The organism is Flavobacterium sp. CECT 9288, assembly GCF_918731615.1.
In the GTDB taxonomy this organism is placed as follows: Bacteria; Bacteroidota; Bacteroidia; order Flavobacteriales; family Flavobacteriaceae; genus Flavobacterium.
Genome location: NZ_OU957226.1, coordinates 1231607 through 1248392, shown reverse-complemented (window position 1 = coordinate 1248392; position 16786 = coordinate 1231607). Strand labels below are relative to the sequence as shown.

19 protein-coding genes are annotated in these 16786 nt (G+C 29.7%); 16 read left to right on the top strand and 3 right to left on the bottom strand.

Annotated elements, in window-relative coordinates; all coding sequences use genetic code 11:
• The first annotated feature begins 194 nt into the window (after positions 1-194).
• The 16 genes from LQ189_RS05405 (at position 195) to LQ189_RS05330 (ending at position 15293) form a co-directional block, all read left to right on the top strand.
• Positions 195-1247: a DUF6371 domain-containing protein gene (locus LQ189_RS05405; protein WP_230154815.1), complete on the top strand. Its 1053-nt coding sequence runs from the start codon at positions 195-197 to the stop codon at positions 1245-1247.
• Positions 1248-1404: 157 nt separating this feature from the next.
• Positions 1405-1923 (top strand): BfmA/BtgA family mobilization protein, encoded by a 519-nt coding sequence (locus LQ189_RS05400; RefSeq protein WP_230154814.1) that lies wholly within the window; start codon positions 1405-1407, stop codon positions 1921-1923.
• On the top strand, positions 1923-2993 hold the full coding sequence (locus LQ189_RS05395) for a DUF5712 family protein (RefSeq protein ID WP_230154812.1): 1071 nt from the start codon (positions 1923-1925) through the stop codon (positions 2991-2993). The genes LQ189_RS05400 and LQ189_RS05395 overlap by 1 nt, the downstream gene beginning before the upstream one ends.
• A 17-nt stretch (positions 2994-3010) precedes the next feature.
• Complete coding sequence (locus LQ189_RS05390; protein WP_230154810.1) at positions 3011-3601, top strand: ParA family protein; 591 nt, start codon at positions 3011-3013, stop codon at positions 3599-3601.
• A gap of 42 nt (positions 3602-3643) precedes the next feature.
• Positions 3644-3868 (top strand): hypothetical protein, encoded by a 225-nt coding sequence (locus LQ189_RS05385; RefSeq protein ID WP_230154808.1) that lies wholly within the window; start codon positions 3644-3646, stop codon positions 3866-3868.
• 284 nt (positions 3869-4152) lie between these two features.
• Positions 4153-5136, top strand: a complete 984-nt coding sequence (locus LQ189_RS05380; RefSeq protein WP_230154806.1) for a hypothetical protein — start codon at positions 4153-4155, stop codon at positions 5134-5136.
• Between the two features lie 142 nt (positions 5137-5278).
• Entirely contained in the window at positions 5279-5815 is a 537-nt protein-coding gene (locus LQ189_RS05375) for a hypothetical protein (RefSeq protein ID WP_230154800.1), read from the top strand.
• 298 nt (positions 5816-6113) lie between these two features.
• Positions 6114-6518 carry a hypothetical protein gene (locus LQ189_RS05370; protein ID WP_230154799.1) on the top strand — a complete coding sequence of 135 codons (405 nt, stop codon included), beginning with the start codon at positions 6114-6116 and terminating at the stop codon, positions 6516-6518.
• 36 nt (positions 6519-6554) lie between these two features.
• Positions 6555-6797, top strand: coding sequence for a hypothetical protein (locus tag LQ189_RS05365; RefSeq protein WP_230154798.1), 243 nt, complete (start codon positions 6555-6557; stop codon positions 6795-6797).
• A gap of 3 nt (positions 6798-6800) precedes the next feature.
• The gene (locus LQ189_RS05360; protein WP_230154797.1) at positions 6801-7076 is read left to right on the top strand and encodes a helix-turn-helix transcriptional regulator; all 276 of its coding nucleotides are present in this window, start codon (positions 6801-6803) and stop codon (positions 7074-7076) included.
• Positions 7073-8284, top strand: a complete 1212-nt coding sequence (locus LQ189_RS05355; protein ID WP_230154796.1) for a DNA cytosine methyltransferase — start codon at positions 7073-7075, stop codon at positions 8282-8284. The genes LQ189_RS05360 and LQ189_RS05355 overlap by 4 nt, the downstream gene beginning before the upstream one ends.
• Positions 8277-9797 (top strand): DNA cytosine methyltransferase, encoded by a 1521-nt coding sequence (locus LQ189_RS05350; RefSeq protein ID WP_230154795.1) that lies wholly within the window; start codon positions 8277-8279, stop codon positions 9795-9797. Before LQ189_RS05355 ends, LQ189_RS05350 begins: the two co-directional genes overlap by 8 nt.
• Before the next feature lies 1 nt (position 9798).
• Positions 9799-10443, top strand: coding sequence for a hypothetical protein (locus LQ189_RS05345; RefSeq protein ID WP_230154793.1), 645 nt, complete (start codon positions 9799-9801; stop codon positions 10441-10443).
• An 8-nt stretch (positions 10444-10451) separates the two neighbouring features.
• Positions 10452-12317 (top strand): McrB family protein, encoded by a 1866-nt coding sequence (locus LQ189_RS05340; RefSeq protein ID WP_230154791.1) that lies wholly within the window; start codon positions 10452-10454, stop codon positions 12315-12317.
• A gap of 6 nt (positions 12318-12323) precedes the next feature.
• Positions 12324-14684 carry a DUF2357 domain-containing protein gene (locus LQ189_RS05335; RefSeq protein WP_230154788.1) on the top strand — a complete coding sequence of 787 codons (2361 nt, stop codon included), beginning with the start codon at positions 12324-12326 and terminating at the stop codon, positions 14682-14684.
• Between the two features lie 210 nt (positions 14685-14894).
• Positions 14895-15293: an NUDIX domain-containing protein gene (locus tag LQ189_RS05330; protein WP_230158635.1), complete on the top strand. Its 399-nt coding sequence runs from the start codon at positions 14895-14897 to the stop codon at positions 15291-15293.
• Positions 15294-15305: 12 nt separating this feature from the next.
• On the opposite strand, the gene LQ189_RS05325 is transcribed toward LQ189_RS05330, so the two are convergent.
• The 3 genes from LQ189_RS05325 to LQ189_RS05315 are packed head-to-tail and all read right to left on the bottom strand — an operon-like array spanning position 15306 to position 16751.
• Positions 15306-16196, bottom strand: coding sequence for a HipA domain-containing protein (locus tag LQ189_RS05325; protein WP_230154786.1), 891 nt, complete (start codon positions 16194-16196; stop codon positions 15306-15308).
• 28 nt (positions 16197-16224) lie between these two features.
• On the bottom strand, positions 16225-16539 hold the full coding sequence (locus LQ189_RS05320; RefSeq protein ID WP_230154784.1) for a HipA N-terminal domain-containing protein: 315 nt from the start codon (positions 16537-16539) through the stop codon (positions 16225-16227).
• A 2-nt stretch (positions 16540-16541) separates the two neighbouring features.
• Entirely contained in the window at positions 16542-16751 is a 210-nt protein-coding gene (locus LQ189_RS05315) for a helix-turn-helix transcriptional regulator (RefSeq protein ID WP_230154782.1), read from the bottom strand.
• Positions 16752-16786: the final 35 nt, after the last annotated feature.

Below are 16786 nucleotides of genomic sequence, written 5' to 3'. Positions count from 1 at the left end.
GTATTAACTATTTGATTTTCATTGTTTTAAAATTATGTATTTGTGCAATATTAGTGAAGAAAGTGCAATTTAACATTTTATCAAAAAAATGTAAAGTGAAGTCAAAATGAAGCCAAAATGAAGTCATAAAACCTTGTAAAACCTTACTATTACTGAAAAGTGAAGAAAGTGAAGAAAATGCAATACTATAAATTATGTATAAATACTCATTGCAGAAAAAATCAACTAAACATCAATGTCCTAATTGCAATAAAAAAAGGTTGGTGCTTTATATCGATTTAGAAACTAAAGAATACGTTTCGCCTCTTGTTGGTAGATGTGATAGGGAAATAAATTGTGGTTACCACTACTCCCCTAGATCTTATTTTAATGATAACAATCAGCCATATGTTCAGAATATTAAATTTTGTCCATCTTTTGATCAAAAAGTTGATATTTCGATTCATGATAAAACTGATTTAACAAACACATTAATGCATTACAACGAAAACAATTTTATCGAATTTTTAAAATCAAAATTTGATAGTCAAGAGGTAGAAAAAATGACTTTTGACTATAAAATTGGAACTGCCAATTTCTGGAATTTTGGTACCATTTTTTGGCAAGTTGATTCAAAATATAATGTTAGAGGTGGAAAAGTTATTATTTACAATACTTCTGGCAAAAGAACTAACTACATCAACTGGATTCATTCGATAAAAATAAAATCACAAGAACTAAAAAACTTCAACTTAAGTCAATGTTTTTTTGGAGAGCACTTGATTAATAATTGCGACACTACTGTCGCCATCGTTGAATCTGAAAAAACAGCATGTATAATGAGCATACTATTCAAAAAATATAAGTGGATAGCTGCCGGAAGTTTAAATGGTTTAAATGACTTTAAAATGGAAGTTTTGCGAAATCGAAGAATAATTCTGTATCCAGATTTAGGTAATTATGGATTAAATGGAAGTCCTTTTACAATTTGGAAATCTAAGTGTGAGCATTTCAAAAGTAAAGGATTTGACATTCAAATTTCAGATTTATTAGAAAAGAATGGAACTACCCATCAAAGAGAAAAAGGTTATGATATTGCTGATTATTTTTTACAAAACATAAATCAAGAACCAAAAATCATACTCTCAAACCAGCAAAAATTGATTAATAAATTGTACCTAAAAAATAAGAATTTAAAAATTCTAATAGATCTATTTGATCTTACTGATCTCCATGGAAATAGAATCTCATTGTCTCTAAAAGAGTAGCTAGTCGCACAGGGGCAGAAAGGCCCCTATTTTACTAGCTCTGCGAGGCCAAGCCCTGTAAACAAGGCAATTTGAACAAAATAAATTTATACTCTTTTATAACGAAAATATAAACAAGAACTTAAGTAACTGATTTACAATTATAAAAAATATAATTATGAACAAAAAAAGTATTTTGATTCAGGAAAAACCACATAAGGAGCTTGCAAAGTTATCTGAAAGCTTAGGGCTAAATTACGGCACTTTAGTTGAAGAAATGATCTACTATTTTAAAAAAACAGGCATTAATCCAAAAGATGCTGTGAACAAAGATCCTTCGGCAATGGTTTCTGCTTTGGATAAAAGAATTGTTTCGTTTATGAAAGTCCAGGAACGGGACATTTTGAAACCGTTAAGGCAAGATGTTTTTAATTATCAAAATTCACAAAAAATAGAAATTGATAAATTGAAGGATCTAATTGAAAGACAAATAAATAAGCAATCAGATAACATTGGTACTACTGAAAAAAAATATTTGGACTTCTTGAATAAAATAAACAATACTGATAGGGAAAGAACCAAACTTGTCAATGCTGAATTAGAAAAAACCCAAAAAGCTTTAGTAATTCTTTGCCTATTATTAGATGACAAAAATAAATCTGGAGCAATTGACAAAATTAAAACTCTGTTTTCATAATGCCGATTTCTAAACCGCACAGTTCACTTGGAGCAGACAATAAAGGTAGTTGTTCAAATCTGGCTTTGTATTTAGAAAAAGAAAATCAATACTTAGATATGAGTATAAGAAAGTCTACTTCTAGCGATGAAGCTTTACAGTTGGAGAGCCGAAAACAAGGATTCTTTGATGCATTAAAGACAAACATTAGCACAATTGAAGTAATTAGTCATATTGATTCAAATAAAAAAAAACTGGGAGCCAATGACGCTAAATATTTTGCACCTACCATTTCTTTTAGTACGAATGAACTCCAACACATTGCTTTTTTAGCATCTGGAAAAAATAATGTAAAAAGTGTTTGGGATCTATCTTTGATGGAATTAGATGAGTATAACAGACTCATTAGAGATTATGGTAGAAAAGTAATGGACAATTACGCCTTAAACTTTAACCGACAAGATAAAGGAGTTCAAAGCGGGGCTGATTTGGTTTATTTTGGGAAGATTGAGCATTTTAGAAAATTTAAAGGGACTGATAAGGAAGTAGCTGATAAGAGTGTAAAGTCTGGCACATTTAAAAAAGGTCTTCAATCCCATATACACGTTATTGTATCAAGGAAAGATAAGACACAAAAATTGAAATTAAGCCCTACTTGCAATGAAAAACTAACTAATAGAACTATTGGCGACAATGAATATCAAGTGGGATTTGATCGAGTAAAGTGGATTGATATGAATGAAAAAACATTTGATGAACATTTTAAATACCAGCGCCAAGAGCTTGAAAAATTTAAAAACCAAAATATCCTAAAAAATGGGAGCCCTCAAGAGAAATATGATTTAAATAAAGTACTTAATTCAAATCAAACAAACTTCGCAGCAGCGGTTGATAAGCATCAACAATGGAATACCATAAAAGTGGTCCAAGATTCTGCGGCCTTAAAGGGGAAAACAACTCAAACATTAAATGATTTCCCAAATGATGAAATAGTGACTCAAGAAAGCGCTTCTGAGTTTGAAAATTACGCAATTGCTGACGCTGATAAAAAGAAGAAGAGAAAGAGTATCAGCACAAACAGAAAAACATAATCAAATATTTAAAACCCATGCCAAAAATAATTTTAATAACCCATCAAAAAGGCGGAGTTGGCAAAAGCACACTTACCTTTAATCTCGCTCAGAATATAGCTAAAAGCTCAAAAGTTGCGGTACTCGATTTCGACTCACAAGGAAGTTTGAGCCAATTGAAAGAGATCATTACTAGTTTCGATATCATTCCATTTGTCGAGGATATAAATACTATTTTAAACCTAGAGTATGATTTTGTTTTTATCGACACTCCTCCTTACCTATCCAATGATTTACCAAAATTGATCAATATAGCAGATTTGATACTTGTTCCAACTAAAGCCGGAATTCTGGATTTGTTAGCTATTAAAAGCACTTTGAAACTTATTGAACACGAACATAAAACTGATTCTACTATTGTTGTATTCAACATGATTAAACCCAATACGACTTTAACACTAGATATATTAATAGGTTTGGAGGAATATAAAGTCCCCATTGCGAAAACGCACATTAGCGACTTAGTTGCTTTCACGAGATCTGTTGTTTTACAAGGGGTTGTAAACGATAGAAACGCTCAACGTCAGTTAGACCAGCTAACCAAAGAAGTGTTAATGTTGTTACTATAAATATAGTTAGCTATAAATCTATAAACATATAAATCTACAGTTATGGAATCAGAAAGCATGAATGACTTGATAAATAAGGTCAAGTCTAACAATCAACAAAACAAAATTCAAAAAATTGTACCTGTTTCCAATAAGGAAATTGAGGAAGTACAATTTTCATTTTACATAGAGAAAGAGCTCTACAAAAAATTAAAATTAAAAGCTTTTCAAAATGAAATCAGTATGAAAGAAATCGTGAATAATGCATTAAGGAATTCACTTGATTAAGTAGAAAAAAATAGCTTATTTTACATTATTAAATCCAAGGATTTAATTTGAAACTTTTAACAAAAAACAATGCCTATTCTATATAGATAATTACTTAAAATAAAATAACTCAAAGTGTTTAGCTTTTGAATTAGTACTATAAAATCGCCAAATTATAATAGCACGCTAATATCAAAACTAAGACGCCCATGCCTAGCGTGGGCTGTTCTTATTTGGTGTGCGGGTGTTTGGCGATACCTATAGTGCTAATAAGTAACAGTTCCACGCTTTTTTAATAACACGAAATGGAAGATCAAAACACGAAAATCGCCAATCTACAGGTGTTCATTTCTGATAAATGCTCAGAAAGAGAAAAAGAAATTATAAAATTTTATTGGGAGTTCAAGGAAAATGAAATTGTAAACTCTCCAAAACAAGTATTAACTGCTTTCAGTTTGCGATCATCATATGAGTTAAGTAAAATTATAAAGACTCATAGTGAGTTATCCTGCTATCTGTTTTGTGAATATTGTACGTCTTATGAAATTCAAAAAATCTATAGCAATTCTAGATATAATGAAATAAAAAAATCACAAAGAAGTTACTATAGGACGTTTAAATGTTCAAATTGCAAAGAAATTCAGGATGAGAAAGATAAGAAAGCAAAAAAAGAAGCTCACCAATTATTTCTTCAAAAATTTGATCAAGCGCTAAAAAAGAAAAATTGGAACAACCTAAACCAATTTGAAAGGGAAGTATTGAGCAGTTGCCTTGAAATGCCATTTGATCAACTTAAAAAAAAATATGGTGGACAACTTGGTAGGGAGAATTTTATAAAATTGATCAAAGCTTTAGAAAAAATTAGTGATCAAGACCTAATACATCTTGTCAGAAATAGAAGTGATAATTATATAGCTTCCTATCAATATTTACAAAGGCTAACTGAATTTATTGATGAAATCAAACCACCAAAAAAAATTAGTCCCAGTTATGTTCAAACTGATGTTGATACTAATGAATTAAAATTTAAACTGACTATAAATGAAAATCAATACCATCCAGATAGTCCTTTGCACGCAGGAACAGTTACCTTCAAAGAACGTATCGTAATTGAACCTGGAGTGGAGTACATATTTGGTTTATGGAATCGAGCAAACGAAAATCTCTATTTAACAATGACACCATTAGAAAATTTGGAAAAAGCTCCTCAAACAAAAAGGATCAGCAGCCAACCAAAATCTATCAGACAAGTTATGATCGATTATTTAAATAGTTTAGGCGCAGATTAATAAAGTACAGGAACTCCGAATGCTAATTGATAATTCAAAATAGAATTATAGAAAACTATATTTCTACAAAACTATATTTCCTTAAAATTTTTTGGATTTTTTTCTCACATTTAATCTTAATAACTCTTATAATTTAAATGCTATGATTACAATTGACGACAAACTATATATTACAAAAGAAGTAAACAACATAGTAGTTAATTATGCAAAAAATACAGTACTCCGAAAACTATTAATTCAATTTAGTTTTACTATTTACGACGAGAAAAAAAATGTTTCAGACTTAATTTTAGCTGTAAATTTTTATTTAGGAGACTTACCCGATTACGAGCAGCAGCATGATCTGATGCTTTTAATTATCAATTTTTTAAATGCTTGTACTAAAGAGGAACTGACTTCACTCTATTTCTGGTTATTGAACGAAAAATACATGGAATATTACGATAACTTTAAAGTTGATTTAGAAGATTCAGATGATTACATTGAGCGCCTTAATTATAAATTTGGTAGGGAATTAGCATACAAACTGTACAATCCAGAATCCTCAGAACTAAGGGAAGAACTGCGTAAAGAATTACAAAAATTACTTATCGGATTTGCTTGTGAGTTTGATTTTTCATTGGTTAATGAATCTTCAATTCTTGAAATAGAGGAAATGTTAGAGAGATATTGCGATTAAATACATCTAATTAGTCCTTGAAACTTTATCAATTTTGAAATAGAAATATATAAATCTACATTTATATAGTCCAATAAATCTATTATAGTTTGCACTACCAGAGCTATCTAGCCTTGTTTTTATAAAAACCAAAAAAGAAATTTTACTTTAAAATTAGGTACCAATCTTACCCTAATTACTTTTTAATTGAAATTGTATAAAATTGTTAATAAAATGTTCAGTATATTGCACTTTATTGTGCTCGGTTTACTATTTTTGTTCAATACAATACGAAATAATCTACATAAAGGGATTAATTATGAAACCAATTAAAAAAGGACAAATCGTAAAATTTCATACGCCGCTACCAGAAGAAAACCCAAATCAGTTATATGTTGTTTTGGAGGTAATTGCAGATGATGAAAGGCCTAGAGCAGATATTCAAGCTTTGAATACAGGATTATCTTTTCCGCCAATCAATACAGTTCGTTTAGGTGATTTAGAAGTAGTAGAAGTCGATACGAATGATTTAATTGGTCATAAAGTAACCATTAACAAATCCGACTATTCTCAAGTGGAAGGAAGAGTTATAAAAGTAAGTGAACAAAAAATTGAAGTAAATCTTTCTAACGGAGTTCATGGGGTTGAAACTAATGTTTGGCTTACGGTGGTTGATAATGAAGGGGTTGAGCATTTAGGAACCTTGTTTGTCAATCCAGAGTAAAGAATAATAAGAGAGCAAAATTAAAAAGATAGTATCATGAGCATATACATAAGCGAAGAAGAAAAACTAAAACATCCATACTATAAATTAATGGAATTGAGAGGAGAAGCTTTGGAAACGGAATTAAATTCTTGGTCTAGGTTAGATTTAATAGAATGGCTTTCTTGGAATGATCGTAATGGAGTTTACAGAGACGATGAATCATTACAAGAATTTGGCAATACGGTAAGCAAAGAGGAAGCAATTGAAATTATTACCAGACAAATAACAGAAGCTTAAAAAATGACAGACAGTGACGCTCAAATAAAAGAGAATTCAATGGAAGGTTACCTCCACGACTGTCGCATAAAGATGGGGGAATCCATTCGTGAAATCCGCGAAAAAAAAGGCTATAACCAAGAACAATTAGCCGAAATTATGAAAGTAAGTAGAACAACTATTTCTAAAATTGAAAGCGGAAAATTCAATTGTAGTATAGATTACCTATCTAAGTTTTCTTGGTTTTTGGGATTTGAAGTTTCAATTAATGATTTTAAAAATAATTCAAAAAATATATGAGTAATTTTACTTTTATAGATCTATTTGCAGGTTGTGGTGGTCTTAGCGAAGGGTTCTATAAACAAGATTTTAAAAGTTTAACCCACGTAGAATATGACTCATATGCTTGTAGAACTTTAAAAACAAGAATGCTACATTATGGTTATTCTGATGAAGAAGCATCTGTCCTGGAAACAGACATAACAAATGATAATATTATTGAGCAAATTAAAAACGAAATAAAAGATAAAAAAGTAGACATAATTATTGGTGGACCACCTTGTCAAAGTTTTTCAACTCTCGGTAGAGCTAAAGATGATAAAGGAATGGCTGATGATCCACGTAATTTTTTATTTGAAAGCTATGTCAAGATATTAAATCATTTTGAACCTAAAGTTTTTGTTTTTGAAAATGTTACAGGGCTGTTAAGTGCAAAAATAAAAGGGAAACCAATTCTAAAGAAAATTCTAAAAGAACTTGGACAAAAATATAATTTAATAAAAGAACCTGAAAATATGGTTCTTAATTCTTGTGATTATGGTGTTCCACAAATTAGAAAAAGAGTTATTTTAATTGGGACTAGAAAGGATTTGTCGATAAAACCGTCTGAAATTTATGATGGTATAATTAAGACTCACTATAGTCCGGAGAACGAATTAAATTCAAAAAACAATTTAAAGAAATATGTAACTGTTAAAGATGCAATTTCTGATTTGCCAGCTATTAAACCAGGTGAAGGTAAAATTATAACTAAGCATAATGTAAAAGTACAAAATGATTTTCTATTAAAAATCAGAAATGAAAATGATACATTACTTAGAGATCATATTGCAAGAACACATAATGAACAAGATAGGCTTCGGTATAAAACAATGAGCAAAAATAAATGGACTTTTACAGACCTATTGGAAAAAAAGCCAGATCTGAATCATATAAAACAAAGAGTTTTCAATAATAGTTATGTAGTTCAATGGTGGGACCTTCCGTCTAAAACTATTATTGCCCATTTATATAAAGATGGAAATCAGTTTATACATCCTGATCATAAACAAGAAAGGACTATAACACCTAGAGAAGCTGCTAGATTACAATCTTTCCCAGATAATTTTGTTTTTGAAGGATCACGAACACAACAGTATAAGCAAATAGGAAATGCTGTACCTCCATTAATGGCTGAGGCTATTGCAAAAAGTATAAAAAAAACACTTGAGAAGTTAGAAAATGTTTAATAGAGTTTCAGAAATAAAAGATGTAAATACTAAAAAAATCTTTATTGAAAAGGTTATTCTTTTCAATAGATTAGTTGAAGTATTTGCAGAAAAAAACAATATGTCTTTGGAAGTTTGTAATGATGAAAATGATGTATTTCTAATAAAAAGATTAGTTGAACTTAATGTTGTTGAATCTCATAACGAACTTAAAGAATTAGAAAAGTTATTAAAAAAAGATTTATATAAAGATTTCATTGCAAGCGTTAAATTCATAACAATTCATGAAGATAAATTAGATAAGACTTTTGATAAACTAGATTTTCAAAAAAGAAAACAACTACAAGAAAGTTCTAAAGAAAATAGTAAACCTAAAATAGTTGATTTTTTCTGTGGAGCTGGTGGTTTAAGTTTAGGCTTCGCTCAAGAGGGTTTTCACATTGATTTAGCTAATGATCATGAAGCAGTTTGTATTGAAACCTATAAGTATAACCATCCTGAAATACCAGAAGAAAGGATAATTCAAGGTGATATTAGAAAAATTGTAGATCATTTAGACAATTACATGGTAAATGAGATTGATGTTGTTATTGGTGGCCCTCCATGTCAGGGTTTTAGTTCTGCAAATCAGCAAAGAGTCATAGATGACCCTAGGAATGAACTTTACAAATATTACATAAAAGCAATTGAAAAGATAGCTCCTAAAATAGTAGTTATGGAGAATGTAAGAGGTATGCTTCCATATGCTGAACAAGTTGTTGAAGATTATCAAAACATTACTATAAAAAAAGATGGTAATAATTACACATATAAAATTGCATACAAAGTACTTGTATCTGATGATTTTGGAGTAGCACAAAAAAGACAGAGGTTAATTTTTATAGCTATAAGAAATGATATTGTAAAGAATAAAAAAATTACACCTTCAAAACTTTTTGACGAAATAGAAAGTGCTGCAAAGAACAATAAAAAACACGTTTTAAAAGACGCTATAGATTATATAAAACCTCTTGAAGCTCCCAGAGTTAAAAATTTAACAGAGGTTGATGATGAAATAACAGGGAAAAAAGTTGATATAAATCAATTTAAGGGTAATGAAAATAGCTATCTAAAATTGATTAATCAAAACAGAAATATTTCATATATTTTTAATCATAAAGCTAGATATACTAACGAGATAAACTTCGAAATATATAAATTATTAAATCAGGGTGATGATGGTACAAACGAGAAAATAAAGGATATAATGCCTTATGCACATCGTAATCATGTTTTTAAGGATAAGTATTTCAAATTAATAGCGGATAAACCGAGTAGAACAATCACGGCCCATTTAAAAATGGATTGTCATTCTCATATTCATCCTTTCCAGATAAGAAGTATAACTCCAAGAGAAGCAGCAAGAATTCAATCTTTTCCAGATGATTATGTCTTTTTAGGTGCATATTTAAAAACATATATGCAGATTGGTAATGCAGTTCCGCCAGTTATGGCAAGGGGGATAGCAAAAGAAATAAAAAAATACTTAGAATAAAATGAAGATAAAACAATTTATTAAAAGTTTGAATAATACTGAAATAGGAAAAGGTGGTACTCACGAGTACTATGTTTTAGTTTCAAAAAAAGTTCCAAATATTGAAAATATTTTTGACACAAGTAATCTAAAACCAAAATTTTTTAATCTAAAAAATGGTGGTTTAATTGATTCTGTGCATATAACTATTGGTGGAGAGTTTAGAATTAATGGATTAGGGGATTTCTACAGAAATAATAATGTCAATGCTGGTGATGAAATTCTTTTCGAAAGAAGAGATACTATAAATTCAACTGAATTTTATATTGACTTAAATATCAAATCAAATATTATAACTTTTCAAAAAAATAGTAAAGGATTTGAAGTTTTAAATATTGATCGTTTAACAAGAAAGATGAGCGATATGAAATATGAGCTTAAAGGTTTTTTTAATGGTTATTTTCAAGATATTAAAATTGAATTTAAGGAATCTTCAAAAAAAAGATCCGATTCTCCAGAAATGACAGATTTTTACGATATTATTGTGGCGGATAAAAATATTCTCAATGAATTTAAAAGCAATGATTTTTTAGTTTTAGAAGAATTGCCTAATCAAACTACTTTAAAAAAAGTTGTTGTTTGGCAAAAATATGAATTTCAATTATAAAAATAATTATGACAAAACATTATATAGTTTCAATAGATTCATTAATCACAACTTTTTCTCGAGTTGAATCTGGAAAAGAATTTGATTTTATTATAAAGACAGAGGATACTAATATTGAAGATGAAGAAATAGTTATTGGTGATAAAATTTTAGCAACAATAGAAGATAAAGTGTACTATCATTTTGTAGTAAATGAAGTGGCTAATAATTCATTAAAGCTTAAAAAAACTTTTGAAATTGAGAAAAGCATTGGTGCAATTTATCATAAAATTGGTGTTTTTGAAACCTTAAGTAAAGAAGATTATGATTCAATATGCACAAATTTATTTTCTGATTTTAATAATGTTAGCGAATTGTCTGTAAAAGAATTTGATGCTGTTGATTTAAAAACAATGTTTGCAGATTGGCTTTTCAAACAAGGTAAATATAAACGAGTTTATAAAGAAGATAAAGAAGTTTTAATTAATAAACTAAATGAGTTTGAAATAGCTTACGAGAAAGATTTTGGATTATTAATTTTTGACAATGTAAATTTCAAATTAGAAACTATTATTGATGAACTTGAAACAAATGTAATTGATGAAACTACGGAGATAGGAGATATTGATAGAAGAACAGTTGGAAATGGTTCTGTTAAAGCAATATTGGGTCGAAATAATTATATTAAATTCTTAAAAGATTTATTAGTTCAGCAAAGAACAAAAGCCACTGTTGCCCCAGAATATAAAACTCTTGAAAAACAAGTGAACTTTAAAATTTCTAATTTTCAAGATTCTTGTGAAAACTCAGGATTAAATTATAATGATGTTTTAATTCTACGATTTATTTCTTCACTCTTATCGAAACCTTTTGTTATTCTTAGCGGTTTATCGGGTTCAGGAAAAACCAAGATAGCACAAAGTTTTGTAGAATGGATTTGCGAAAATGACAATCAATACAAAATAGTTCCTGTAGGAGCTGATTGGACAAATCGTGAACCATTGTTAGGTTACCCAAATGGTTTAAATCCAGATGAATATATTACTCCAGACAGTGGTGTATTACATTTATTATTGGAAGCATCAAAAGAACAAAATCAAAAAAAACCTTATTTCATCATTTTGGACGAAATGAATTTAAGTCATGTAGAACGTTATTTTGCTGATTTTTTGAGTATCATGGAATCTAAAGACACCGTGAAATTATATACAGGAAGTGATCGTTCAAGTACAGATGGATTAGATATTACACAACAAATTGGCTGGCCTAAAAACGTATTTATTATTGGTACTGTAAATATTGACGAAACAACTTATATGTTTAGCCCTAAAGTGCTAGACCGAGCCAATGTAATTGAATTTAGAATAACTGAAGAAGAAATTGCTACCTTTTTAAATAACCCGGGTATTCCTGATTTATCAAAACTATCAAAACAAGGAGCAAACATGGCAGAGAATTTCTTAGCTATAGCAGCGATATCAGATACAGGTAAAAATGAGGAACTAACAAATAAGTTAAATCTATTTTTCTCTGAACTTAAAAAAATGGGAGCTGAATTTGGTTACCGTACAGCAAGTGAAATAATGCAATTAGTAGCAAAATTAAAGACATTAGAACCTACCATTGAAAACGATGTGTGTTTAGATATAGCCATCATGCAAAAATTGTTACCAAAACTACATGGTTCTAGAAGTAAATTAGTAAAAGTGTTAATTGCTTTAGCTGCTTTATGTATAGATGAAAAACAAAAAGATGACTTTATCAAAAATTTCGACAATCATATCAAAAATAACTTTAATGGCATAGAGATTAAATTTGACATTTCATTTGAAAAACTAATTAGAATGTATAAAAATGTGCTAGCTAATGGTTTCACAAGTTATGCAGAAGCTTAATATTTCATGGAAGTAAAAGAATTACATATTCCTATTCCTTATGATGTTTTTAATAAAGACGTCACGCTATTTGTATATCCCGAAAATTCATCTAAATTATATCATTTACAAGAGGAAGAAGCAAAAGAAAATGGGGAAAGTCAGCATCAAATATTAGAAGGGAATAGCTACGATTATACTATTTCTGATAAAGATTTTAGATTAGATTGTTCTTATAATGGCATTGTAACAAAGCGGACAAGTGAACTCTCATCGGGTAGAATTGTTCCAAATATTTATGTTGGAACACTTTCATTATTAATTACAGATAATACACAACCTAATAAAGAATTTAAAATAACATTAGAAGTATTAGCAACAAAGTTTGACACCAAACTCGATAAGAGTTACCGTGAAAACTACCGTTTTATGTTAAAAGACATAACGGATAAGTGTACCGAACTTTTAATGCAAATCAATTCTCCGGTAGAACAAAATTTTGAAACAGACTTTTCAAGAGATAACGAAACCATTTACCAACGATTCAGTTTTATAAATGCTATCATTCAAAATAGAGATTTTGAGGAAGCTATTCAAAAAATAATGGCAAATCCCAAGACGAATTGGAATGTTGAACAAGAGGTTACAGACGTTAGGAAGATAAAACGCTTTACTAATGCAGCTACAAAACAGTTATTATCAGGTTCGAATAGAATTCCTTTAGAAACAACACATCCACTATATAGTTTAGGCATTCATTCTGTTCCTTTAAAAATAAATAGTTTCAGAAAAATTGAACATATAGACACTCCAGAAAACCGTTTTATAAAACATGCTTTAGAGGTTTTTTTACGTTTTTCTGAAGATTGTCAACAATATTTTAAAGCAAAGAACTATACTCGGCCAGCAATTGAAGCTACAAATATAGTAACTCAATTAGACAGCTATTTAAGCATGTCATTTTTTCAAGATATTTCAAGACCTACATCACTAAAATTAAACAGTCCGGTATTGCAAAGAAAAAGTGGATATCGTGAAATTTTAAGTGCTTGGTTACAATATGATCTAGCTGCAAAACTAGTTTGGAAAGGTGGTGATGATGTATATAACGCAGGTAAAAGAGATATTGCTACGTTATATGAATATTGGCTATTTTTTACATTGCACGATTTGTTTAAAGAAAAGTTTAAGTTAAATAATGTAGAGCACGAAGAAAAAGCATACGACCATTTGCTAGAACCAACAAAAGATGGTTTAAATATAATGGTAAAACAAGGAAGACATACGGCTTTATATGGAGATTTTGATGCTGGTAGTAGAAAATTAAAAGTTAAATTTTCATACAATCGTTCGTTTAAAGGGGGGACAAAATATGCACAAGAAGCAGCGGGTAGTTACACAACAACACTTCGACCAGATTACACACTGTCAGTTTGGCCAGCACTTTTAAGAGAAAAGGATGCAGAAAGAGATGAATTAATTGTGCATATTCATTTTGATGCTAAGTACAAAGTAATTCAATTTGATTACAACACTAAAATAGATTCTGATATATTAGAAGAGGAAGAAAATAATGAGCGTAAAGGAAATTATAAAAATGCAGATTTATTAAAAATGCATGCCTATAAAGATGCCATCAGAAGAACCGGCGGAGCATATGTATTATATCCTGGTACGGAAAAAAAGGAAATAAGAGGTTTTCACGAAATAATACCAGGTTTGGGAGCATTTGCAATCAATCCAACAGAATTCAACAATGGAATAAATGAATTATCAAATTTTATTGATTTAGTAATTAATCATCTAGTAGATAGAGCTTCACAACGGGAGAACATTTCAAATAAAGCACATTTAATCTATAAAGAACCTAAAGAAGACAACAACTATCTCCACGAACCATTACCAGAATATCTTAATGGGAAGAAACTGATTCCAAGCGATACATTCGTACTAGTAGGATATTCAACAACTCCACAAAGATTCAAATGGTATGAAGAAAATGGAAAATATATTTTCCGTATGGATGAAGAAAAAGGTTCTTTAGAATTAAATAACGAAGTTGTAAATGCTAAGTATCTATTGTTAAGAAGAAATGGTGAAGAATTTGCTTCCGATTTATATGAGATTAAAAGTAAAGGACCAAAAGTATTTTCTAATATTCATTTAGATTCTTTAAATTATCCAGCATCAAGTAATCCAAAAGAGTATTATCTATCAATCGAAATCGAAAAAGTAAAAGCAGCTGAATTCAAAGATGTTAGCTTTAAATTTAAAGAATTGGATAGGTATATTGAAATTCAAAAAACCGAAAAAAATATTTATTCAAAAGTGGGCTTGCCTTTTACGGTGTCTCTTACCAAATTGATGAGAAAAAAGGTAAAAAAGTAATAAATATTTAATCCTAAATAATTCATAAACTTAAGTTTAAAACATTTGTTATTTTATTAAAACAAGAGTCATACATCGTTGAACTATGTTAGAAATAATACATCGGCAAGCTTTTATAAAGTGATTAAAAAAAATACAAATTGAATCAATTGAAGCATTAAGTTATAAAATATAAATAATTGAATCATGTTTACACTAAAAGAGAACAACATGAAAGAAATAGATAAAATAGCATTACTTGTATTAAGAGACGGCAAAATACTCAGTACAAAATCTATAGGAAAAGATAAATATTACATCCCTGGTGGTAAAAGAGAAAATAATGAAACGGATCACGAAACGTTAATACGTGAAATTAAAGAGGAGTTGAGTGTCGATATTTTACCAGAAACGATTATGTATATTGGAACTTTTACTGCTCAATCTGATGGAGACAAGAAAGGTGTTAATGTAAAAATGACTTGTTATAAAGCAGACTACATAGGCGTACTAGAGAAAAATAATGAAATAAAGGAAATTAGATGGCTATCTTACAACGATTTGCCAATTATTTCTGAGGTTGATAAAATAATATTTAATTTTCTGAAAAATGAAAATGAGTTGTTTTAATCGACTCAATTTTTATTTAAACATCCCTACCCTAATTTCCAATAATTCTAAATACTTCTCTTTCATTTCATCTGAAAGAAAAGAAATTTCAAGCAGCTCCTTCCATTTTGGAGTTGCTTTTTTCATTTGCAGTAGAATAGTTGCAATCGTTTTTTCATTGAGTTGTAATCTTTCTTGAGCATAATAACATACAAAATCAGCTGCTTTTAAATTACTTTTTTTTCCCTTTAAGGTCAGTGCAATTTCCTCTTCTGGATTTTTAATCGCTATTGTAGAATTTAGAAAATCATAAATAGGTGCCAGTGTTGTTTTTCCATTTTTGGTAATTACCGAAAAATTTTTCAAATGCATGTCTTCATTTCCGGTCAGATAGCAAAAAAGAATTCTTTTGAAAAAATTAGCTTTTTCAATTGCGGGAAAGGAACAATACTCGTCCATTACAGGAACCAATTTTTCCATTGTATAACGATACTTGGTGTCTCTTGTATTCCCTGTCAATTGCGCAAAATCTTCTGTTGCGTACTTACTTCCTTTACCGTAACGGTCAAAACGTTTAATGAAATAAGACAAACTCCCATCTTTACCATATAGCATCCCGTGAAATGGCACTTCTAAACCAAACACTTTCGCCATTCGCATAGTCACATCTTCATTTTCTGGTAATTGAGGAAATAAATCATTTTGTGGTTTTATGATGTAGGTTCCAAATTGATCCACAATTTTAAATTCTTGATCCACTATTGAAATAGCGGCACTAAGCTTTGGTTGCACACCCTGAATAGATAGCTTTTTAGCTCTATTTGCGGCTTCCTGACGAAGTTCAACAGCTGTATAGGGTAAATCATTTAAATACGTCAGTTTAGGAGCTATCATTCGAAGTCCTTTTTCACTGTACTTATCCATACCGCACAATTCATATGTAATAGGACATCTATTCATCTTCCTTCAATTTAACCGTTACTGCTCCAACGAGATCATTTCCCGTTGCAATCAGTTGAGAGAAATAATCTTTCTTATCAATTTTTACAATTCGTAGTAATCCCTCTAACATAACACCTTCAGGCAATAGCCCCTCAAAAAACGGAGGAAAGAATGTATAGCTATATTTTTTCTGAGTTGTGGGCATCGTCAATGAAACCGCTTCGCCATCATAATTTTCATCATACTCAAAATGGTAGTCGTTAGCAGCAATTTCAGTTAAAACTCCAGCTCTTTTTCCGTGTGCAAATACAATGGCTCTTCTCATAATTATTTATTTAAAGGACTTTTGAATTCTAGTTTAATATTTAGTACTCGGAGTACTGACAAAAGATTGTTCAACCGAACTGTTTCTTTATTTTTTTCTATATCAAAAACAGTGGTCTTTCCTACTCCAGCTAAGTCTGCTAGTTCAAGTTGTGTCAATCCTGCTTTTTTTCGATGGTCTTTTATGAAAGTACCTAAATCAAAATAATCCATTTTATACTGTTTTAACGGTAAAAATACACAATTTA

What these genes read in the sequence shown, in the direction of transcription:
- LQ189_RS05405 (WP_230154815.1), top strand. Translation starts at nt 195, where the DNA reads ATGTATAAATACTCATTGCAGAAAAAATCAACTAAACATCAATGTCCT.
- LQ189_RS05400 (WP_230154814.1), top strand. Translation starts at nt 1,405, where the DNA reads ATGAACAAAAAAAGTATTTTGATTCAGGAAAAACCACATAAGGAGCTT.
- LQ189_RS05395 (WP_230154812.1), top strand. Translation starts at nt 1,923, where the DNA reads ATGCCGATTTCTAAACCGCACAGTTCACTTGGAGCAGACAATAAAGGT.
- LQ189_RS05390 (WP_230154810.1), top strand. Translation starts at nt 3,011, where the DNA reads ATGCCAAAAATAATTTTAATAACCCATCAAAAAGGCGGAGTTGGCAAA.
- LQ189_RS05385 (WP_230154808.1), top strand. Translation starts at nt 3,644, where the DNA reads ATGGAATCAGAAAGCATGAATGACTTGATAAATAAGGTCAAGTCTAAC.
- LQ189_RS05380 (WP_230154806.1), top strand. Translation starts at nt 4,153, where the DNA reads ATGGAAGATCAAAACACGAAAATCGCCAATCTACAGGTGTTCATTTCT.
- LQ189_RS05375 (WP_230154800.1), top strand. Translation starts at nt 5,279, where the DNA reads ATGATTACAATTGACGACAAACTATATATTACAAAAGAAGTAAACAAC.
- LQ189_RS05370 (WP_230154799.1), top strand. Translation starts at nt 6,114, where the DNA reads ATGAAACCAATTAAAAAAGGACAAATCGTAAAATTTCATACGCCGCTA.
- LQ189_RS05365 (WP_230154798.1), top strand. Translation starts at nt 6,555, where the DNA reads ATGAGCATATACATAAGCGAAGAAGAAAAACTAAAACATCCATACTAT.
- LQ189_RS05360 (WP_230154797.1), top strand. Translation starts at nt 6,801, where the DNA reads ATGACAGACAGTGACGCTCAAATAAAAGAGAATTCAATGGAAGGTTAC.
- LQ189_RS05355 (WP_230154796.1), top strand. Translation starts at nt 7,073, where the DNA reads ATGAGTAATTTTACTTTTATAGATCTATTTGCAGGTTGTGGTGGTCTT.
- LQ189_RS05350 (WP_230154795.1), top strand. Translation starts at nt 8,277, where the DNA reads ATGTTTAATAGAGTTTCAGAAATAAAAGATGTAAATACTAAAAAAATC.
- LQ189_RS05345 (WP_230154793.1), top strand. Translation starts at nt 9,799, where the DNA reads ATGAAGATAAAACAATTTATTAAAAGTTTGAATAATACTGAAATAGGA.
- LQ189_RS05340 (WP_230154791.1), top strand. Translation starts at nt 10,452, where the DNA reads ATGACAAAACATTATATAGTTTCAATAGATTCATTAATCACAACTTTT.
- LQ189_RS05335 (WP_230154788.1), top strand. Translation starts at nt 12,324, where the DNA reads ATGGAAGTAAAAGAATTACATATTCCTATTCCTTATGATGTTTTTAAT.
- LQ189_RS05330 (WP_230158635.1), top strand. Translation starts at nt 14,895, where the DNA reads ATGAAAGAAATAGATAAAATAGCATTACTTGTATTAAGAGACGGCAAA.
- LQ189_RS05325 (WP_230154786.1), bottom strand. Translation starts at nt 16,196, where the DNA reads ATGGATAAGTACAGTGAAAAAGGACTTCGAATGATAGCTCCTAAACTG.
- LQ189_RS05320 (WP_230154784.1), bottom strand. Translation starts at nt 16,539, where the DNA reads ATGAGAAGAGCCATTGTATTTGCACACGGAAAAAGAGCTGGAGTTTTA.
- LQ189_RS05315 (WP_230154782.1), bottom strand. Translation starts at nt 16,751, where the DNA reads ATGGATTATTTTGATTTAGGTACTTTCATAAAAGACCATCGAAAAAAA.